Raw genomic sequence first — 21,065 nt, 5'->3', positions numbered from 1 at the left:
CTTGCCAAACCCAAGACCTCCTTAAGCTATACCGCAGTGTAGTCAAAGTTACAAAAGCTTAATGAGTATAACTGGAGACAAATTAGAATTCAACTTTATCTTAAGTTTTGATAAGCGAAAATAGGTTGACAAACGATTTATTGCACCTTATGAGCTTTTTTGGATGTAAAAAATTGTAAAGCTTTCTCAGGGATTTATGAGATAATTCGGGGTTAGCCTTCGACCTTAGCCTGGTAGTCTGACGCCGACATGGCCTTGTCTAAAGCAGTAGGGCCATTCACCTTAATCTTGAGTAGCCAACCGTTATTGTAGGGATCTTCTGCAAGTTGTTCCGGGGCATCGGCAATGGCAGTATTGCACTCCAATACTGTTCCATTAATTGGAGCATAAATATCTTCTACGGCTTTGACGGATTCGATATTTCCCATCGTCTCCCCTTGGGATAATTCATCACCCACTTCTGGTAATTCAATAAAGACAATATCCCCTAACTGATCGATGGCGAATGCGCTAATACCAACCGTGGCAACATCTCCCTCCAAACGAACATATTCATGGGAGTCCATATATTTCAAATTGTCGGGATATTCAAAACTCATAATGGGGTGCCTCAGTCAGTAAGGAAGTTGAGTAGGATTTTAGGAGAATCATCCAAACCATATTTTGCCTTAAATCTTACGCTTTAGGTCGCCGATAAAAGGGCTTTTTAACAACCGTTGCTGGTTGGGGCTTCTTGCGGATTAATACCGCTACTTCCGTGCCGGATTTGGCATAAGCTGTTGGGACATAGGCGAGGGCAATCGATTTACCCAAAGTAGGTGAAAAACTGCCGCTGGTGACAATGCCCACTTCTTGGTCATTGACCCAAACAGGATAATCATGGCGGGCAATATGACGCCCCTGCATTTCCAAAGCCACTAACTTACGGGGCGGTCCCTCTGCTTGCTGCTTCTTGAGGGTGTCTTGGCCAATAAACTCACCTTGATCTAGATTAACCAACCATCCCAACCCGGCTTCGTAGGGGGTTGTAGTGTCATTAATATCTTGACCATACAGAGCCATGGCGGCTTCTAGCCTTAAGGTATCGCGAGCCCCCAAACCACAGGGAGCAACGCCAGCTTCCAAAAGGGTTTGCCAAAGTTTCTTGCCCGTCTCTGGATCGACCATGACTTCAAACCCGTCTTCGCCAGTGTACCCAGTGCGGGCAAACCAGGCGGGTTGCTCCAGGATGGTGCCAGACTGATGGCGATAGTTGCGAATGGCTGAGAGATCGGTGGGGGTGAAGCGCTGCAGGGTTGCGATCGCATCAGGTCCTTGCACCGCAATCAGAACATTGGAATCGGAAACATCCTCAAACCCAATCGCTTCAGCGGAGACATTCTCTAGTAACCAAGCTTTGTCCTTAGCCGTGGTCGAGGCATTGACGATCAGCTTGCCGATTTCTGCCCCTGATTCTGCAACCCCTTCAAAGTAAAAGATTAGATCATCAATAATCCCAGCTTGCTCATTCAAAAAGACAGAGTACTTTGCTTGCCCCGGTTCAAGCTGGCTAAGGTCAGAGGGGACTAAGGGCTGCAATTTCTGCCGTAAGTTATCTCCCTGAAGCAAGAACTTACCCATATGAGAGATATCAAACATGCCCACTTTTTGACGGACGCTTTGATGCTCAACCGTAATGCCTTCATATTGAACAGGCATATTCCAACCCCCAAAGCCCATCATCCGGGCATTGAGCTGTTGATGTTGTTCGAGTAAAGGAGTGGGTTTCAAGGAGTCTGCCATGGTAATCCACGCTTGCGCTATGCTGCTGGCTGGACTCGATGTAACGCGCCATCTCCGAACCAGCCCTCGCATTTATATCATGAACCTAGTGTTCAGATCAGTGTTGTTGCGATATATCCACTCAGCTTTTGAGAATAGCCTTAATCAACGAATTCGTTGATATATCTGGTATTAGGGGCGTTGATTGAACTCGATGCCTAATTCCTATCGCGAGACTTTTCCCACACGGATATGTGAGAGCGACTGGTGTTCGTAAACGGCTCATTGTTCCAACCGCCCCATCTTGCTTTTAACTTTAAGTTGGCGAGCCTCGCCATCAGATCAAGTTCTGATGGCCAAACGTAGCGAAAAGGAGTTGAAGACAGTTCTGTATCTCGATCACGAATTCGCATGTGGTGCGACTTGAGGGATTGAGATACGACATCATAGTCATCTATGCCCCAATGATCCGCTCCAAACTCAAAAACATGTTTGGTTTCACCAAAGGGGATGCACTGCAGCGCAGGTACCATAACCTCAATCACAAAACTGCCGCCAGGTTCGAGGTGTAAGGCTGCGTTTTGAAAACATCTAATTTGTTCATCCTGGGTTGTCAGGTTCATGATGGTATTGAAAACCAGATAGACCAGGGAGAACGTTCCATTGCAAGGTGTGGTCGCAAAGTCACCTTGAGTCACAGGAATGCGATCTGTTTTTTCAGTAAGTTTAGTGAGCATTGCTTCAGAAAGATCGATGCCATGAACTGCAACACCTGACTGTTCCAGTGGTATAGCGATTCGACCTGTGCCAACGCCAAATTCGAGTGCCCTACCAGATCCAGCAAGTTTTGCCAGAAAATCAACGACAGGTTTCACTAATTCAGCGTTGGAAGACTCAACGTCTTCATCATAATTTTTAGCGACTTTTTGAGGGAAATAGTCGTTAGTATTCATGATTCAAAGGGAAACAGATAGGAAGATCAATGAAGATCAATATCAATCGTTGATACACCTGGGTGAACTACTTTTGCCAGAGATGAAGACTTGAGATCATCAAAAGACCACCCACCAGGATTAGCAAAGCAAAACTATCACCACACATGTAAAAAGCTCTTCATGCAGATATTGATCGGCCGAGGAAGCCAGGGGTTTTTATAGAGTCTGTCATAACGTCTACTCTAGCGCTGAACTAGTAGCTAGCATTGATGTAATGGGCATGCGGATCTCTAAACCAAGCAACTATGGCCCAATCGTCTGGTTGTAAACGGTAGCGATAAATTCGTTCATTCAAGGTGAGGTTCACTTCCGGTAAGGAGCTAGTAAAAAGTTCCAGCTTCGTTCACGGCGCTGATAGTCTACGGGACATAAGTCAGCCCGCTCCTGAGGGAGATCGCCGCTGGTGACAAAGTTCGCAAACTTCTCAGGATTACTGCCATAAATAATGCAAGAAACGGTGTAATAACGCTGTGCCCCTAAACCATGGGATGCCCAGAACGGTAGCTCTTGAAGTTGCTCTTCTTCTTCCGCATCCACATCAAACTGATCGATGCCAGCGATGACCGCATCATCGTCTTGCAGCTCTAACAACATCATCGCGGCAAACTCATCCACGACATTCTCTTCTAGTCCGGTAATAGGAAGTTGGTATTGGTCTACAAAAGCATGACCGAGTTCGTGAAAAAACGTGAACAGAGCGGAGTAGATTACCTCATCTGCATAGGCTTTAGAAGACTGATTATCTTCACCCAGAATGTCAGTATATTGCTTGAGTAGCTCGTAGCACATCTCGATTTTGACTTTCTCAGGATCATAAAACGCATTCGCCTCACCACATTCTTGAAAACTAACTGTGATGTCTCTGGGTAAAGCGAACTTGGTATTGAGCTGGGCAATCAAGCCATCTGATTCCTGGGGCACAGAAAATTCCAGGGAATCTTGGAGGGCTTCATAGATAACATTGAAGCTTGCATCCCTCGGCTGTACATAAACGATCCGCAGGTCTCCTTGGTCGGTAATCTTCTGGCGGGACAGTTGGGCTAATGTGATCGGTTTATTTTGAGGTGAGGCATTGATTAAAGGACTCGCACATCCCGAAGTGGCCCATAGCAGACTACCTATTGCAACGCCCCATTGCCAAAGTTTAGGTTTCCTGAACTGAATCATGAGTGGCACTCCTTCACATCAATCAAACACGATGAATTCTTTACACCATGCCCATTCCAAGACACATTTATCGCTCATGAGATCACTCTAATTCACGGCCAGCCTTCGTCATTATTTTTGTCCCAAAACTTACGATTTTTGATATTTCGGAACAGTAGAAAAAAGCTGTTACCAAATTTGCAACCCCTGCCAAACCTAAGGGCAGTTGGGCTAGAGTCGGAATGAACAGCTCTACCTGGAACTCATCCACTATTTGGGAGATCCATCTAAGCCATCCTTGTTGTCGAGATTTTCATATGTTTAAACGATTGCCCGTCATTCAAACCCTCTTCAGTACCCTAGCGGTATCCATGGTGCTGACGTCTTCAGCCCTAGCGACAAAGCCAACCTTGATTGCCGAGGAAGAATCGTTTAATCCCATTGCCCCCAAATCAGAATCTGCACCGGTGGAGAACAGCGATGTCATAGAGCCCCAGCCTCGTCGCCGTCCATTCTTCGATAATGGCTATCAACGGGTGATTGACCAAACGGTGCAAATGGTCTCCAATCCCAAAGCTCAACGGTTGGCCAAACGGTTTGGCTTAAATATCCTCAACGTTACTTGGGAAGATACCGGACGCTACAAAAACTCCTCCGTTGGTCCCAACATTAGCGATATGACGATTCAAGTCCAACATCGCGATCCAAAGACTCGGTCCAATCGCCTGCATCTCATGCCTGTGATTCGACATCCCAACTTTTCGGATAAAACCGCTGATGTTCGCCTCGATCGGTTTTTCCTCAAAGTCGGCAATGAAAAAGGGGCTAAATTACGCAAAGTGGCCCTCAAAGATATTCTGAAGGATCCACGACGATACCTGCATCAGCCCAATTCTTGGACAGGTCGCCAAAAATCACTCTTGGCTCCTCGCGATACCCATGCGCTGGTCAGTGCTCAAGCTAGCTTCCTACCCATCCCCAAGGGGGGTAAGGCTGAATTTAATCCGGTTCTGTTCAATTATCAGTCCTATGCGGATAACCCTGCAGTTCTCACGATTCTGGCGACCCGAGAAGGGACCAGCATGACGGTGATTGATAATAAGCGCGATGCCTTCTCTGCAGGCCAGACTTGGGGACAACGGTTGTTCTTTAATCAAAATGGTGAACGGGCCAGTTTGACAGGTCAGCGGGCCAGCGATTTTGTCAATAGTGGTCAGTCTTCTTCATCTGCCAGCAGTTCTAAGGATGTGGAAGACCGAGGCTTAAATATGGTGCTGCTCATTCAAGTCCCACTCAAACAGAAACGGCCACCCATGCCATTGTTTGCACCTGAAGCGATGGAGGATAGCGCCGTGGGTGCGAGTGCTCCCACTTCAAAAGCCCAACGCAGTAATGTTGAGGCTGCCGTCATTGGTCATGGTGAAGTGGAAGGTCCCTTTACCGAAATTGATAACTTGGCGATTGAGCGCGATCCGCGTTTCCCAGTTCGGGTCACGGTCCAGTTCTATAAAGCCACCAGCAATGGGGCTGTATCTCAGGCAGACATGAAGCACATTAACCAACAAATCGCTCGGGTCTATGACGATGCTGACTATGTGGGCAGTTTGGTGGTCGAGGGCGATACGGGACGGCCTACAGAGTATGACGGTTCTAAGCAGGAACCCCCCACTTGGTGGCAGGAATTCTGGAAGCGCCATCGTTCCAATACAGGACAGTCCAAAGAAGATGCTTGGGAAATGCTCCATCGACTCATTGCCCAAGCATGGTCTGAGAATTCTGACTCGTAGAGTGTCAACTATTCCAGACTTTGAAGGGTATCGCTAAATAAATTGAAGAAGCGATACTCTTCCAAAGGCTGTTGATCGTTCCAGGTAGCGGACACGCAGTAATGTGTCCCAAAGTCATCTTTGAGGGCTGTGGTTAAATTCAAGACGCCCGGTTCTGCGCCTCCTTTAAAAGCCACCTGTTGCCAGTTATCAGCATTAATAATGCCGGTATTAATGTGCATCAGCGGTAAGTCGGCAACCTGGGTCATCAGTTGGCAGAGTTCTTGGGTGGTGAAAAACCATTCAATGTCTGGGGCCAGGGGTTCACTATCCACAAGCTCAACGGGTGGCAGTGGAGCCTTGTGAATGGTCGGAAGTAGATCTGGGCGAGCAGTACTTTGGCGATAGGTCTCCAGCAAGTCTTGATTCTCAGGACTTTTGAGAGTGAAGACCTCTTGGGTTGTCAAGAAGGGCTGGTTCCGCGGAGAGGCTGTGGCTAGGATGTCTCGTCCCACAATCTGGATTAGAATATCCGCTGCTGTATTATCACTGACGGAAATCATCAGGCTGGCCAAGGTTTGTAGGGTTAGCAGTGCCTGATCGGGCCAGTCTTGGAGGATGCCGCTAGGAATACTTTTCCATTCGGGTTTTAGTTCAATTACCTCATCCCAGGAATGTTGTCCCGCGTCGATTTGCTGCTGGAGTTCGGCTAGGACTTGGAGCTTAAACGCAGATGCGATCGCAAGAGGTTTCTCCGCATTCAGAGAGACGGCAGCCTCACCATCTTTGAGTACCAAAACACTCGTTTCTCCAGGCAAAGTGTTGAAGGCATCTACTAGCTGGCTAGGATTAGCCATTCCTAACTGACAGGGCCAAAGAACTAAAACTAAAACCATTGCCACAGAAACTAAGGTCGAAAGCCAATGGCTGTTTGCCATTGGTTGATGAAAAAAACTGATTCTTGAGCGTTCCCGGAGTTTTGAAGACACAATAAATCGAAAAAATAGTTTGGTCTCAGAGAAAAATTGCGTAATTGCACGTAGGCCGGCAAAATATTTCCTTTTAAAGTTCAGTATTTCTGACCTAAACACCTTCTAATTATTTGGGGATTATTGTTATATACCTAATCTTGACTCTATGGGGGGAAGAAATAAATGCTAATTCCTATTGCTGGATTCGCTATCCTATCAGCATTGTCCATTGTCACCAACACGCTGATCCTGATGGATAGCAAGAATGCACCAATTGAGAACTAAGAGCAAACACCTTCCCATACGGTCGAATAGTGATAGATTAGATATCCAAAGCTTGAAATATTAACTAAATTTTCTCTGCTGCGTAAATGCAGTCATTGGCACTGATAACTACAATATATAGATTGCCAAACCAAACCTCTAAACCCCTGTCCCAAAAACAGGGGTTTTTTGTTGCCATCCAATGCTAACGACGGCACATCACCACACGCTACATCCCCCAAGGTTTTTCTTACTCAGTGCTGTTTACACCCGAAAAGTTACGAGTATCAAGCCCTTCTTAAATGCGATCGCAACTCAGTAGGCATTATTACCACCCAGACTTGCCTCAATAACTGCCCCTATACCGAGCATACTGGAGGGAAAATCCGATCCCCATCCGTTCTGGGACCTGAAGTTGTATGATTTTCATGCTTAGCGAGAATGAACGGTAGGTGGATGCCGTATTGTTCGCTAAAGCATTGCCCCATAACAGGAACAGTAGGAATGGATCTAGTTCTAGATCTGGCACAGCTATTGATTAATGGTATTGCAGTCGGTAGCATTATTGCTCTAGCAGCGGTCGGCCTTACCCTAACCTATGGCATTCTTCGTTTGCCGAATTTTGCCCATGGAGACTTTATGACCACGGGGGCGTTTCTGACCTTTCTGTTTAATACGCAAGTATTAAATCGTGTCGTATTTGGGGTCGACTGGTTAGATCGTCTGTTTGCCCAAGCCAATATTTGGATCTCGATTCTGTTAGCCACCATTGTCACGATTGGTGGGTTCTTGATTTGCGAATTTTTGATCTGGGCCAAGATGCGCGATCGCAGAGCCACATCCACAACGCTAATCATTATTTCGATTGGCCTAGCCCTATTTATCCGTAACGGCATTATTTTCATCTGGGGAGGGGGTAACAAAAGCTATGACTTGCCTGTTGCCAAAGCTGCTGAAATCTTAGGCGTGGTCAAAATTCCCTATTACCGTTTGATCGTCATTGGTCTGGCGATTCTGGCAGTGGTCGGACTGCATTGCCTATTGCAATACACCAAAATTGGCAAGGCGATGCGAGCCGTGGCTGACGATATTGACCTTGCTAGCGTTTCAGGCATTGATGTGAACCGGGTGGTGCTATGGACCTGGGTCCTGGCTGGGGGACTAACGGCTTTAAGTGGGGGCATGTATGGCCTGATTACGGCAGTGCGGCCAAATATGGGCTGGTTTCTGATTTTGCCCATGTTTGCCTCAGTGGTGTTAGGGGGAATTGGGAATCCCTACGGTGCGATCGCAGGGGCAATGGTAATTGGTATCGCCCAAGAAGTGAGCACTTACTGGCTACCTACGGAATACAAACTTGCGATCGCGCTGTTAGCAATGGTGTTAGTGCTCCTTATTCGCCCTCAAGGATTATTTAGAGGCACGATTTAGCCCATAGTTGAATAAGTCTTGGGGGGATTAGCGATGGTCTTAAAAACCAGGTAAAGCATACCCAACTGCTCCATACCACATGATAACTTTTACAAAAATTCTCAATTTATTTTGAAAAAAATAAATTGAGAATTTTTGTAAAAGTTGTTGCCTAAGCTACAGCCATTTCACGAATCATTGCTTAACATAGGTTTATATACAGAGCTTTCTATAGTCAAAGAAGCCCCTGCTGTTTTGCAGGGGTTATATGTTTTAAATGTACTGAGAAGGCCTTGGTAATGGGTTTAGTGGCCCCATCGCAAAGGGTGCCAGATATGGTCGTAAAAATGTAAACGGCCATACCCCAAAAATTGACCGTGAGCCCTTTCTCCACGCGGAAAAGCCGTTACGCCGAATAAGTAAACTCCGCTTGAGCTGGGGTTCCGATAAGGCCGCAGCCCAACAACAACCGTTTCTCCAGGTGATATTGGTGGATCGAAATAGAGCGAGATCGCTCCCCCTTCTCCAGCAATTACTTCCGCAATTTCAATCGGTTGTTTTCGCTCCTTATCTGCATAGGCTTTGGTCCGTTTAAGATTAAACTGCACCCAATCTACCCCTTCTTGTTGTCTAAACATAACTCGCTGAAGCGGCTCACCCGCATCCTCAGGAATATGCAAGGTAAAGTAGTAGGTTGCTCCAAAAACCCGAGCACTGTTAAAGGTTGTTCGGGCATTTTCTAATCGAGGAACATTAGCAAAATAAGTCGTTCCATCGGCCAACTGGATAGATTGAGCAGGATTCTGCACGATACTGCAGCACACTAGAGTGGCTGCTAAACTCGTTCTCCATAACCCAACCGGATAAGCGGTAAGTCGTAACATAGGGTAGGCCTCCACAAAACCCTCTGCCAAAGTTCTGGAGAGTTTGAGGAATGACCACTTAGGCAATCTGTGTTAAAAACACTATCCCTGCGTCTCTTGATCACCCATCTGCGTTAACTCCAAACGAATATTGGCTAGCTGATTTGTTAGGGTTTTAAGTTCTTGCTGTAGAGACGGATCAATAGAAGGGGAAGTTGCCGAAGACGGAGCGGAAGGACCAGAAGGCATAGAATTGACATTAACCCCATACTGAGAAGCCATACTATCAATCATTTTTCGAGCTTCTGTCTCAGTTACTTCTCCTTTGTCGGCCCAGATTTGGGATAATTGATCAAACCCAAGATTGAGCTGGGATAAGTTTTCCTCACGCTTTTGAGCGTCTTGAATCGATTCCACCACAGATGTTGTGGCCCCTAAAGTCACATGGAAGCCCTTTTTCAGAAATTCGGTTACCATCTCAGGATTCATAACAGGTTGTACTCCCACAACAAAGCTCAAACACCATTAGCCTAATGAAAATTGCTTGTCCATGACAACTGCCCAGTCGGGCTCAAACATTTCAATCCTCCCGTTCATTTCCTTAGTAATGTAAATGAACGGGGTAGCATAAACCCATTGAGTCAATAGCACAACAAACGGCAAAGCATGGCGGATCTCTACGTATCATGGTCAGAGTATCATCAGCAAATTGAACAACTCGCTGCTCTGATTTATCAGTCAGGCTGGCAATTCAATCAGATTATCTGTCTGGCGCGGGGAGGACTTCGGGTTGGAGATGTGCTTTCCCGCATTTACCAACAACCCTTAGCGATACTCGCAACTTCTTCCTATGGTGGGACTAACGGGCAAGAGCGTCATCAGTGGACCGCTAGCCAAGAAATGACCTTCACCACTCATTTAGGTAACCGTATCTTGCTGGTTGATGATTTGGTGGATTCTGGTATTACCCTTGAACAGACCTTAATTTGGCTCAAACAGCGCTACGGCCCAGACATTGAGGACATTCGTACGGCTGTATTGTGGTACAAAGCTTGCTCGAAAATAGAACCCCATTTTTTTGTGAAGTATTTAGCAGAGAACCCTTGGATCCATCAGCCTTTTGAAAGCTATGAGGCCATTGATATCGAAGCGTTAAGTCAGAAATATGCTGCGATAGATTTATCGACGCCTAGGGCATCCTGTAGTTAGAACAGCAATAGGTAACTAATGTTCACGACCTTCGGCAGCTGGACACGACCTTTGCTGATTCTAATTCTCGCTTGAATGATAGGCTTCAAGATTAATGAGTGATAATCCTGATCGAATCTTTTACGAAGAGTTCTCGAAAAGAGTTTGCTTGAGAATCTCTTTACTCCTCTCAGCATCTGTCCTGTTGTTGTCATCTTGTGGTGGTGTACCTAAGTTGCCAGATGTGGTTGAAGGCGTGGATATCGATCAGAATCCACTCAAAGGAATTGATCAGATCTCTAAGCTAGAAAAAGATCTCAAGGAAATTGAAGCGGAGCTGAAGAATCTCAAACCCGTTGATCCGCTCAGTTACAACGACTTAATCTCTGCGTTGCCCGATCAGCCCTCGGGCTGGGAGGCGGCTGATGCGAAGGGCCAATCCAGTAACTTTGGTGAATTTACGATCAGCCAAGCGAGTCAAACCTACAAGCAAGGGGATAAAACCATTAAGGTACAGCTGTTTGACTGGGCTCATCATCGGCAACTTTACGCTCCTTTTGTCATCAGTGCCCGATTTAGTCAAGAATCAACAGAAGGCTACAGCAAAGGGCTGAAGATTGGTGATGCCTTTGGACGGGAAGAATATCAGAATGCTTCCAAGAAAGGCAAGCTCAGTCTTCTCGTTGACAAGCGATTTATGGTGGAAGTCGATGGCCGAAATATTGAACCCCAGGAATTGCAAGACTGGTGGCAACAAGTCAAGGTGAAGAATCTGCGCGCTAAGGCGAAGTAAAGGGCTGTTTCCCCAATAAACGAGCCTGATCAGCAATCGACGTTACGAGATTAGAAAATATAGGGCCGCTAGGCGTCATCCCTAGCAAGGCTAGTCAATCGAAACCCCGCGCACGGTTGCTGCTTGTCGTCGTCCAGCTAATGGCGCACTGGCTGCCGCCCGTTCCCGTAAACGATGGGATTGAAAATGGGCTTGCCAAAGGGAAGGCGCATCCAATGTTTCCCCACCGTGGGCCGTTAAGCGTTGGCGGACTTGGCACAAAACGGGAGTATTGACACACATACCTGAGATAATCACTTGGCCTTTGGTTAAGGCGGGTAATTCCTTCAATAAATCTCGGCCAGCCGCTTCGACACCATATTTGAGGCTGTCTTGATCTACCGGGTTAACGATCCGCATGATGAATTGGCTCATGCATTGCGACAATACATCTGAATCCAGTTTGCCGGGACGTTGGGTAATCAGCCCCACCCCTAGGCCAAATTTGCGGCCTTCACTGAGGATGGTGCGGATCACAGCTTTGCAGCGGGAAGGCTCATGGGCAGGAGCAAAACGGTGGGCTTCTTCTAGCAGGATAAAGACGGGATAGGGTAAATAATTTTCATCTTCTGCCGTGATCTTCTCTTTCAGGGTATTCATGCGAGCTTGGTTGGCTTGGCGGAGGATGGCTGCACAAATGACCTGCTGTTCTTCTTGGCTGATCTCGTTCATTTGTAGAACGGTGACCTGCCCCGGTTCAAATAAGTCTTGAGGGGTGAGATGCTCAAAAGCATGGAAATAGGGAGAGTTAGCGAGTTTTTCTAATTTCCATTCCAGAGCTTGGGCAGAGGAACCGGGCTGGTCGTTGCCATTTTTATCTTGAACAATATCGGCTTCGTTGACCTCATAAATCAAGTCATTGATATCCCATCGGGCATTTTTCCGCTTTCGGGCTTGGAGATTGTTAAAGGCTTTATTGAGAATGGCTTGCTGGCGCTCACTCATCTCCGGCAGCAACATCTTAATATCGGCATAGTTGAGGGAAGAAATCCGAATAGTGATCTGCTCTGGCGTTAGGATTTGGACCTGGGGGGCATAGCCATCTTCACTGCTAAAGGCGGGATGGCCACGCATTGCTTCGAGGGTGCCATATTCACCGTGGGGGTCAAAAATAAGGACGGCAGCACGATTGTAGGGACGCAGAAGCTCTTCGATGAGGACGCCAGCGGTGTAAGACTTACCGGAGCCTGTCCCCGCCAAAATGGCCATATGAGTACTGACCAAAGCTTTAACATCGAGGCTAATGGGGACTGCATCGAGATCGCGCAGCAGTAACGATCCAATCGTGGCTGAGCCCACGTCGCCAGCTTGGCGCTTATTTAGAATCCGTCGTAGGGTCGGATCATCAGCCCGATACACTTTCGCCCCCGGTTCGGGGGGCTGACGCGGGTTCATAAACCCGAGATTGGGATGGAAGTAGCCAATTACATCCACCGCGACTTCATAGATTTCAGGACTGGAATACTTAAACCCAACGAGGGATGCAATGGCACTCGGGTCAATTTCTGTATCGGCAAAAATGCGATCGGGTAGATGATCCACCAGGGTGCAGGCCGAAATCTTTCCTAAAATTTCGACGGGGATATTATCGGTATGGGTGAGGCGATAGGAGACAAACTCACCAATTTTAATATGTTGGGTGTCGGCGGTGATAAACACATATTGATTACCGCTATCGCCAGGCCCTTTGACCGTACCAATCACATGGGTGGCCTGTTTGCGTTGCCCTCGAACCATACTGCCCACAACCCGCTTTCTGTTGGCTACATGGTATACGAGGGATGCTAATTTAGCATCTTTGTGCTCAGCTCCTGCCCCCAAAACAGTCGAAAATGGGAACTTTTAGGGTGCCTGGGAACGTCTAGAGTGATGACGGAGACTGTGATAGAGCCAACAGAGATGCAGTGATTGGAATAACGCCAGCTTCCGAATACGTTTGTTAGCCTTTGTAAAGAACCGAGTAGCGTCACACCCGCTAAAATTCCCAACAGTGGGTTTGCTAAGATGCCAATAACTCAACTTGGCCCTGAACCTCAACCCACAATCATACTTCTTGTGACGTGTTCCTAACCCTCGCTCTGTTTCAGTCTGCCGATGTGGAGAGCATCTGAATGCCAACGCAGCAGTATCACCCCCCAGCCACAACCATTGCCAATCGCTATCGCATTGTGCGGGAACTTGGGCAAGGCGGCTTTGGCTGTACTTATTTGGTTGAAGATATCCATCGGTTTAATGAGCGGTGTGTGCTCAAAGAATTTGCCCCGGCCAGTGAAAGCAGTGAAATCTTACTCACCAAGGCCAAAGAGCTATTTGTTCGGGAAGCGGCGGTTTTATATAAGCTGGATCATCCCCAAATTCCCCAGTTTCGGGAGTGGTTTATGGGGCCGCAGGATCGGTCCCTGTGTCTGGTTCAAGATTATGTGGAAGGGGCCACCTACCAGGCGTTGCTGCGTCAGCGAGTCAAGGAGGGGCAAACCTATACAGAGTCAGAAGTTTATACCTTTCTTACTCAGCTATTGCCGGTTCTGGACTATATCCATCGGCAAGGGTTAATCCATCGAGACATTTCCCCTGACAACCTGATCCAGCGGCAAAGCGATGGGTTGCCCATCCTGATTGACTTTGGCGGTGTCAAACAAATTACGGCCAGTTTTGGTAAGTTTGTCGATCCAGATAACCCCGATCGCAAGTTCGGTGAAGCCACCATTTTGGGTAAGCCAGGATATGCTCCAGAGGAGCAGATTCGGTTGGGAAAAGTCTATGAGCACAGCGATCTCTATGCCCTAGGGGTGACGGCCTTAGTGATGCTGATGGGAAAAGACCCCCAAGAATTTTATGATGCCAATACCCGGACCTTTCAATGGCGACAGATTGGCGTGGATGAGGAATTGGCCCGAGTTTTAGAGACCATGGTTGCGGCTCAAGCCAATGCCCGCTACCCCTCTGCCCAAAGAGCCCTGAGAGATTTGGAACAGCTCAGCCATTTGGCCACTGTTTCTCCAGGTCTAGGGCGCCCCTTGCCGATTCCGCCAACCTTAAACCAGGCAAACCCCGATTTTCCGCCACCGCCCCCAACAGATATTGCAGAATTCAAGGCTGAAGTAACCCAGCATACGGTTGTTGCTGAACCCGTGGTCAAAGAGCCAGGGGTCGTCACCCAGGTGGGCAATAAAGTTCAGGCTTGGACCATAACCTTGCTGAAGCAGGTCCTGATACTGGGTGCGATCGCAACTCTGTTAGGCGGTGTAATTTGGGCCATCCGTGAGCGGAGCGAGACCAGTAATGTCACCCCTGTCTCCCGCTCGGAAGAACCCGCTCAACCGCAAGAACCACCCTCCTTATCCCGAGAGGAGCGGTCTCGTAAAGCCCGCTTGTTTGAACGGATTGATGCCCTAGGGGTTTCTTCCCGCTACTTTAACCAGGTCACCAACGAAGCTTTTTTCTTGGAATATCCTAACTATCAAGGTCGGGCCTTGACCCGGAGTGAAGTGGATGCCCCTTTACGAGAACAGTGGGATGAAGTGGGTTTTCAGGTTTTAGAAGCAATGGGTAAACTCAATCCTGAAGTGCGCGATCGCATCGGCCAATACCAACTGCGCGATCGCCAGCGTTTGGACCAACAATTGCGCCGAAAGAAGGTCAATAGACGCCGATTTTATCGACGAGTAGAAGATAAATTGGTGGATGATTTACCGATGTATCGAAATGTCGATCTTCAAGGTAAGCGAGCCCAGCAACTCTGGGTTGCCATCGCCCAAGACCGATTCTTAGAGATTGAAGATGATTAGCAACGGTTGACTTTAAAACCTCTTTTTTAGGAACCCAAATCACCACGCTGACCCAGGCGATAGCCCGGGTAATCTTATCCTCCTGAAAACTTGTTTCTTGATCAGCAATGAATCAAAAGTCTTGAGATTGTACTGATTAAATGAAACTCGCACCGATTCAATCAGGCTTCAGTTTATAGCCGTCTTTCCGACATCAGTAAGCTTGCCTTTTCTGAGAGGATCGCCTGAGGGCAGAAACTAATTATCTTCTCAGATTGAATTAAGCTGGCTCTAGTCTGGGCGGGATAGAATACAGTCCTCTACGTACTTGTCTAGGGCAGGAGGCCAGGATTTTTGCGAATTCTGAGTATATTCAATTCACGATCAGCGTTATATGGTCACTAGTTTCATTGATCGCTTTTCAGGGGCTATTCCTGAGCTATACCTCGGTATTTTGACGCTGATTGCCATATATAGCTTCCACAAAATTTCGATTATTTGGCGCTACTACCTGCATCGTCGTCGAGAGATTCAGCCCCTCCACCCGTTCTCCGAAGCTGAACTGCCGCAGGTGACAATCCAGCTTCCTTTATTTAATGAGATGTATGTGGTGGATCGGCTTCTAGAGGCTGTTGCCGCTTTGCAATATCCCGTTGATAAATTGCAAATCCAGGTTCTAGATGACTCGACGGATGAAACGCGGGAGATTTGTCGAGCCAAGGTGCGAGAACTCAAGCAGCGTCAGCTCAATATTGCCTATATTCATCGCTGCGATCGCAAAGGATATAAAGCGGGTGCCCTGGCCTACGGACTAGAGTCCGCAACAGGCGAATTGGTGATGATCTTTGATGCTGATTTTGTCCCACCGCCCGACACTCTTATCAATATGGTGCATTACTTTACCAATCCCAAAATTGGGATGATCCAAGCCCGGTGGGGGCATATTAATCGGCATTATTCCATCCTCACGGAAATTCAGGCCCTGATGCTAGATGGGCACTTCGTCACAGAACAGACTTCTCGCAATCGCTCGGGCTGCTTTTTTAACTTTAACGGCACCGCTGGCATCTGGCGGATTCAAGCCATCGAAGACGCTGGGGGGTGGCAACACACGACAGTTACAGAAGATTTAGACCTATCCTACCGGGCTCAGCTTAAAGGCTGGGAATGTTTGTATTTACCCAATATTGTGGTGCCTGCTGAGTTGCCAATGGAGATGAATTCTTTCAAATCTCAGCAATTTCGATGGGCTAAAGGAGCAAGCCAAGTTGCCAAAAAATTGCTGATGCCGATTCTGACCTCTCAGGCCCCCTGGCATGTTAAATGGGAGGCTTTTTTCCATCTCACCAATAACTTTAATTACCTGTTATTACTCTTTCTGTTGATCCTATCTTTGCCGTATCAGCTCTTTCTAGCCCATACTGGGTGGCGCTATGGTCTTGCTATCCATTTACCGCTTTTTCTGATTACAACGCTCAGTTTAGTCGCCTTCTACGTTGTTGCCCAGGAAGATCAGCGAGGCAAGCAATCCCCCTGGAAGCTGGCCTCTAGTCTTTTCCTATTAATGAGTGTGGGGATTGGTCTCAGTATTAATCAATCCTTGGCCGTTTGCGATGGTCTTTTTCGGGTGGGTCGAGATTTTGTGCGAACCCCTAAGCATGGCGTTACTCGCAATGAAGAAAATTGGAAGACCAAAAAATACCGAGCAGCTAAGAACCTAGTTCCCTATTTGGAACTTTCAATGACCGTCTATTTATTTTTGACCATAATGGTCGCCCTGTTAAATGCCCATTATCTATCCTTGCCATTTCTACTGCTCTTTTTAATTGGGTATATTTATGTCCTTTCCCTCAGCCTATTTCAGCATCGTTGAAGCCTTGGACTGCCGTTTGAACGGCAGTCCAATGACTAAATAAATATACTTTCTGAAGAGCACAGTCACTGTAATAGCTAGTGCACAGACTCACCGTTTATGGTTTGGTTAGGGCGATCACAAGGTGGTTAGTTCAGGCGTTTGGCTGTTTCTGATGTGGCTCGGGGCTGGGTTTGCTGTGCAGACGGTTGCTTGGGGCGTTGATGCGAGTGAATAGATTGTTGCAAACTTCGGATGGCTTGCATATATTGCGGGTCGTTAAACGTCGCTAAAAAACTTGGATCGGAGTAGAGGGTTTGTGATTGTTCGGGGGTTAATTTGACAGAGATGTCAGGGGTAATGCCTTTGTGGTTGATATCTGTCCCTTTGGGGGTAAAGTATTGTGCCACAGTAATGGCAATTCCTGAGCCATCCGACAGCTTGTGAACAGACTGTACCAAGGCTTTGCCAAATGTGGAGGTGCCAATGACGATTGCCCGTTGATTATCCTGCAGGGCACCCGTCAGAATTTCACTGGAACTGGCAGAGTCTCTATCTACCAACACAACCAGTGGACGTTGGGTCAAAGCGGTAGGATGAGCGATAACATCATCCTGTTTACCTTTGCGATCTACGGTATGGACGATAAACCCTTTATTGAGCCACATTTCAGCAATTTCGATGCTGGCATTTAATAATCCTCCAGGATTTCCTCTTAGATCGAGGACAAACCCATCAACCTTTTGCGCTTCAAGATCTTTGATGGCCGTTTTCATTTGTTCAGACGCATGGGCACTGAACTCGACTAAACGGATGTAGCCAATACGGTTGGCTCCTTCTTGCTTGATCTTTGTATGAACAGTAGGCAGCTCAATCACGTCCCGCATAATATCCATATCAAATGGAGCTCGTCCGGCTCGGCCAATCCGTAATTGAACGGTGGTATCAATTTCACCACGGATAAGGCTGGAGATAGCCTTGAGATCCATATCATCTGTTTTCTTACCGTCAATCGCCAAAATGCGATCGCCCACCTTTAAGCCTGCTTTCAAAGCAGGCGCATTAGGTAAAAGCTTGATAATCGTAACAGCGTTAGTTGATTCGCTTTGTTCTAGCCGAATACCAATTCCTGAGAGTTGACCTGAAGTCTGGGTCGTGAGGGCTTTAAACTCATCAGGAGACATAAACCTCGTATAGGGGTCATTGAGTTCAGCTAAGGCTTTTCGGAGAGCTGTATAGGCATGCTGCGTAGAAACATACCGTTTGCTTAACAATTCCTGACGGGTGGCTTTCCAGTCCTTGTGGTTAAACGTGCCATCGACGTAATGGCGGTTGACCAACTGCCAAGCTTCGTCCAGTATCACTTTTGGGCTATCTTGAAGTCTAGCTGCAGCAGGTTGAGTGAAACAAGGCTGTAGAACGATAAAAGTTGAAACTGAAAATAGTAAACTGCTCCATACAGTGTTGCGTTGAATGGTGTTGGGACGTTTGAATAATGGAGTCATATCAAAGATGGAATTGTAGGGATGGCAAGGGTTAACCTGACACTCTGATCGAGTTAGCTGAGACTAACTCCAACGCATCAAAATGGATGAACTACGCACAGGCACTGGGTACAATACGTTACACTACTCCTCAATAGTTGTTTTTAGGATAGACAATCGAACTCTGAAAACATCATATTCCCGGGAAAGTTCATAATTAGTTGCCTATACCTGGAGCGCTAAACTACCATCGACCAGACGTACGAGCTAACCCCTTTAACCCAATCCGAGCCAAACCCGCACATAGAAGATGAGCCCGACCCTTGCCGAAACGGACGCTAAGGGTTGGAGAATCGAAGGGTTCTTCGCAGACTACGCATCGAGGCTTATTGGAGCGCGTTAGCCTGGACTGCTGAATCAATCGTTTGCGTCTAGAGCGCCGCTTTGGTGACATATGGAAGCTGAGGGTTCTCAGATGGTTGTTCGCCTTATTGCTATTGTATTTGATCGATCAAAAAAAGACATTGGATTGAATCGGTAGAAGAAGAACTACACTTAACTTCCGTATTCTTACGGTTGTGAAGATAGTTTCTGTTGATTAGCGAAGCATCCTTAACCGCCCATTCTTTTTGATAGATAGGCGGTGTTGTTCAGAATAAATCCTTGAGCAAACAATTTACGATCTGCTGAAGCCATATCTAACCCTGGCTTCCTACTGATACCGATAGGTCAGTCAAAATAAAACGGAATGAATCAGTAGTTATACGGTCGATAGGCAATTGCTGAACGCAGATACTGGTAACCATAGAAATCTTTCATTCATTACCTGATTAGTATGGTTTCCCAAATTGCTCCAGTATCGTTAAACCGCCTAGCGTTTCTTAAAAAAACGAATTTCTTCAAAGGGATAGAACATGAGGCATTCCTAGAAGACTTGGCAGCGGAGATGGAAGAGCAGACCTTTGCAGAAAACGAAGTCGTCTTGCATCGAGGCGATCGAGACCAACTGATCTTTTTTATGATTGCTGGGAAAGTCAAGATTCATGTTGGGGACATCAAGATGGCCGAATTGTCCCGAGGTGCCCATTTCGGTGACATTGCCCTGTTTGATAACCAACCCGCTTCTGCTTCAATTACAGCTGTTCAAACTAGCCAATGCTTGGTTTTACATCAGTCAAAGTTACTCGCCACATTAGAGAAGTATTCTGAGATTCGATCAGAATTGATCGCCTATTTATACCAACGGCAACGCAAAACCCAATCTTCTCCTTGGCAAACATCAGCTGTCGAAAATTGGTGTGCTAACGTTCATAATCCCAGTTGGGCATACTAAGTCAATTTCAAATTGCTAGGTAGACTAAAAAACCAACCGCACGTTGGGTATGCATATAGTCTGTGATCTATGATTTATCGGTCCAGCTAAACATAGCTCGTAAGTCCTTGCCCACCTCTTCAATGGCATGTTCGGCTTCGCGACGGCGAGTCGCCGTAAATCCTGCTTTCCCGGACATATTTTCTAGTACAAATTCTTTGGCGAACTGGCCGGTTTGAATTTCATGCAGAACCCGGCGCATTTCAGCCTTGGTCCTATCATCAACAATGCGAGGTCCACGGGTATAGTCCCCATACTCAGCAGTATTGGAAATACTATCCCGCATCTTGGCCAATCCCCCTTCCACAATTAGATCCACAATCAGCTTCACTTCATGCATACATTCGAAATAGGCCAACTCCGGTTGATACCCAGCTTCGACTAAGGTTTCAAACCCAGCTTTGATCAAAGCTGTCAACCCGCCACAGAGAACTGCTTGTTCACCAAATAGATCGGTCTCAGTTTCCTCCCGGAACGTTGTTTCCAGAATTCCCGCCCGAGTTCCACCAATCCCTTTAGCGTAGGCCATGGCCCGATCTCGCGCTTGGCCTGAGGCATCTTGGTACACGGCAAACAGGCAGGGGACGCCTTGCCCTTGGGTATAGGTTCGTCGAACAAGATGGCCTGGACCTTTCGGGGCCACCATCACTACATCGACATCGCTAGGGGGGACCACTTGAGCAAAATGGATATTAAAGCCATGGGCAAAGGCCAACACTTTGTTGGCGCTGAGGTGAGGTTGAATGTCCTGGGTGTAAACCGTTTTTTGAACCTCATCAGGGAGCAAAATCATAATCAGATCGGCCGCTTGCGCAGCATCGGCAACGGATTTAACTGTTAACCCTGCCTGTTGCGCTTTGGCTGCTGACTGACTGCCCTCATACAAACCCACAATCACTTGGACTCCGCTATCTTTGAGATTGAGGGCGTGAGCATGTCCTTGGGAACCGTAGCCAATAATGGCAACGGTTTTATTTGCCAATAAATCTAGATTGGCATCGGCGTCGTAATACATGCGGGCCATAATGTTTTGCTCTCTCCTTAACAGCCAGAGGCGATCTGCTGGCTTCTAATTCTACAATTAAATGCTGGCAAATCATACTATGAACCGATTGCCTGAAGGTAATAATCCAGCTACTCATGGACGTTCACCACCACCACAATAAGCCACTGCCCCGGTTTGTAAAGGCAGTGGCTCAGAAGAAGGTTTGCTTGCTTTTTTGGGTTGCTGTTTGAAGTCAGAAAAACGGCAACAAGACTGCAATCGACATCATGCCCTAGCGAAAACGACGCTTGCGACGAGTAGCAATCCGCTTACGCTTCTTTTTCTCTAACGGGGTCTCAAAATGGCGTCGACGTTTTACATCTGCCAAAATTCCGGCCTTTGAGACTTG

19 protein-coding genes are annotated in these 21,065 nt (G+C 47.2%); 7 read left to right on the top strand and 12 right to left on the bottom strand.

Features of this window, described 5'->3' with window-relative positions:
* Positions 1 to 212: 212 nt before the first annotated feature.
* The 4 genes from gcvH to Q0991_RS01475 all read right to left on the bottom strand — a co-directional run bounded on the left by gcvH (position 213) and on the right by Q0991_RS01475 (position 3,923).
* Positions 213 to 599, bottom strand: coding sequence for a glycine cleavage system protein GcvH (gcvH, locus tag Q0991_RS01490; RefSeq protein WP_299484812.1), 387 nt, complete (start codon positions 597 to 599; stop codon positions 213 to 215).
* 76 nt (positions 600 to 675) lie between these two features.
* Positions 676 to 1,782 (bottom strand): glycine cleavage system aminomethyltransferase GcvT, encoded by a 1,107-nt coding sequence (gene gcvT / locus Q0991_RS01485; RefSeq protein ID WP_299484810.1) that lies wholly within the window; start codon positions 1,780 to 1,782, stop codon positions 676 to 678.
* A 197-nt stretch (positions 1,783 to 1,979) separates the two neighbouring features.
* Positions 1,980 to 2,714, bottom strand: coding sequence for a class I SAM-dependent methyltransferase (locus tag Q0991_RS01480; RefSeq protein ID WP_299484808.1), 735 nt, complete (start codon positions 2,712 to 2,714; stop codon positions 1,980 to 1,982).
* 345 nt (positions 2,715 to 3,059) lie between these two features.
* Positions 3,060 to 3,923 (bottom strand): DUF4344 domain-containing metallopeptidase, encoded by an 864-nt coding sequence (locus Q0991_RS01475; protein ID WP_299484806.1) that lies wholly within the window; start codon positions 3,921 to 3,923, stop codon positions 3,060 to 3,062.
* A gap of 296 nt (positions 3,924 to 4,219) precedes the next feature.
* Here Q0991_RS01475 and Q0991_RS01470 point away from each other — a divergent pair, with 296 nt between their 5' ends.
* On the top strand, positions 4,220 to 5,689 hold the full coding sequence (locus Q0991_RS01470) for a hypothetical protein (protein WP_299484804.1): 1,470 nt from the start codon (positions 4,220 to 4,222) through the stop codon (positions 5,687 to 5,689).
* Positions 5,690 to 5,697: 8 nt separating this feature from the next.
* Here the strand turns inward: Q0991_RS01470 and Q0991_RS01465 are convergent, their stop codons facing one another.
* Positions 5,698 to 6,606, bottom strand: a complete 909-nt coding sequence (locus Q0991_RS01465) for a serine hydrolase (RefSeq protein ID WP_299484802.1) — start codon at positions 6,604 to 6,606, stop codon at positions 5,698 to 5,700.
* Between the two features lie 801 nt (positions 6,607 to 7,407).
* On the opposite strand from Q0991_RS01465, the gene Q0991_RS01460 reads away from it, so the two are divergent.
* Positions 7,408 to 8,334 carry a branched-chain amino acid ABC transporter permease gene (locus tag Q0991_RS01460; RefSeq protein ID WP_299484800.1) on the top strand — a complete coding sequence of 309 codons (927 nt, stop codon included), beginning with the start codon at positions 7,408 to 7,410 and terminating at the stop codon, positions 8,332 to 8,334.
* 284 nt (positions 8,335 to 8,618) lie between these two features.
* Here Q0991_RS01460 and Q0991_RS01455 read toward each other — a convergent pair whose 3' ends face one another.
* A complete protein-coding gene (locus Q0991_RS01455; protein WP_299484798.1) occupies positions 8,619 to 9,197 on the bottom strand; it encodes a DUF2808 domain-containing protein in 579 nt (192 codons plus the stop codon).
* Between the two features lie 81 nt (positions 9,198 to 9,278).
* A complete protein-coding gene (locus Q0991_RS01450; RefSeq protein WP_299484797.1) occupies positions 9,279 to 9,665 on the bottom strand; it encodes a hypothetical protein in 387 nt (128 codons plus the stop codon).
* A gap of 177 nt (positions 9,666 to 9,842) precedes the next feature.
* Between Q0991_RS01450 and Q0991_RS01445 the strand changes: the two genes are divergently transcribed.
* Both Q0991_RS01445 and Q0991_RS01440 read left to right on the top strand, forming a co-directional pair.
* Positions 9,843 to 10,385 carry a phosphoribosyltransferase family protein gene (locus Q0991_RS01445; protein ID WP_299484795.1) on the top strand — a complete coding sequence of 181 codons (543 nt, stop codon included), beginning with the start codon at positions 9,843 to 9,845 and terminating at the stop codon, positions 10,383 to 10,385.
* Between the two features lie 94 nt (positions 10,386 to 10,479).
* A complete protein-coding gene (locus Q0991_RS01440) occupies positions 10,480 to 11,157 on the top strand; it encodes a hypothetical protein (protein WP_299484793.1) in 678 nt (225 codons plus the stop codon).
* A gap of 90 nt (positions 11,158 to 11,247) precedes the next feature.
* On the opposite strand, the gene Q0991_RS01435 is transcribed toward Q0991_RS01440, so the two are convergent.
* Positions 11,248 to 12,933 carry an ATP-binding protein gene (locus Q0991_RS01435; RefSeq protein ID WP_299484791.1) on the bottom strand — a complete coding sequence of 562 codons (1,686 nt, stop codon included), beginning with the start codon at positions 12,931 to 12,933 and terminating at the stop codon, positions 11,248 to 11,250.
* Between the two features lie 374 nt (positions 12,934 to 13,307).
* Between Q0991_RS01435 and Q0991_RS01430 the strand changes: the two genes are divergently transcribed.
* Complete coding sequence (locus tag Q0991_RS01430; protein WP_299484789.1) at positions 13,308 to 14,984, top strand: serine/threonine-protein kinase; 1,677 nt, start codon at positions 13,308 to 13,310, stop codon at positions 14,982 to 14,984.
* 373 nt (positions 14,985 to 15,357) lie between these two features.
* Entirely contained in the window at positions 15,358 to 16,836 is a 1,479-nt protein-coding gene (locus tag Q0991_RS01425; protein ID WP_299484786.1) for a cellulose synthase family protein, read from the top strand.
* Between the two features lie 128 nt (positions 16,837 to 16,964).
* Here Q0991_RS01425 and ctpB read toward each other — a convergent pair whose 3' ends face one another.
* Both ctpB and Q0991_RS01415 read right to left on the bottom strand, forming a co-directional pair.
* The gene (gene ctpB, locus Q0991_RS01420; protein ID WP_299484785.1) at positions 16,965 to 18,320 is read right to left on the bottom strand and encodes a carboxyl-terminal processing protease CtpB; all 1,356 of its coding nucleotides are present in this window, start codon (positions 18,318 to 18,320) and stop codon (positions 16,965 to 16,967) included.
* Positions 18,321 to 18,543: 223 nt separating this feature from the next.
* The gene (locus tag Q0991_RS01415) at positions 18,544 to 18,753 is read right to left on the bottom strand and encodes a hypothetical protein (RefSeq protein ID WP_299484783.1); all 210 of its coding nucleotides are present in this window, start codon (positions 18,751 to 18,753) and stop codon (positions 18,544 to 18,546) included.
* A 381-nt stretch (positions 18,754 to 19,134) separates the two neighbouring features.
* Here Q0991_RS01415 and Q0991_RS01410 point away from each other — a divergent pair, with 381 nt between their 5' ends.
* Positions 19,135 to 19,632, top strand: coding sequence for a cyclic nucleotide-binding domain-containing protein (locus Q0991_RS01410; RefSeq protein WP_299484782.1), 498 nt, complete (start codon positions 19,135 to 19,137; stop codon positions 19,630 to 19,632).
* A 67-nt stretch (positions 19,633 to 19,699) separates the two neighbouring features.
* Here Q0991_RS01410 and ilvC read toward each other — a convergent pair whose 3' ends face one another.
* Positions 19,700 to 20,695, bottom strand: coding sequence for a ketol-acid reductoisomerase (gene ilvC / locus Q0991_RS01405; protein ID WP_299484780.1), 996 nt, complete (start codon positions 20,693 to 20,695; stop codon positions 19,700 to 19,702).
* A 253-nt stretch (positions 20,696 to 20,948) separates the two neighbouring features.
* Positions 20,949 to 21,065 (bottom strand): 30S ribosomal protein S21 (gene rpsU / locus Q0991_RS01400; RefSeq protein WP_299484814.1); only part of this gene is annotated, 117 nt, incomplete at its 5' end.

The organism is Acaryochloris sp. IP29b_bin.137, from assembly GCF_028285745.1.
Classification (GTDB): Bacteria; Cyanobacteriota; Cyanobacteriia; order Thermosynechococcales; family Thermosynechococcaceae; genus Acaryochloris.
Note: the sequence above shows the minus strand (reverse complement) of the source record. Positions and strands in the feature narration are given on the sequence as shown.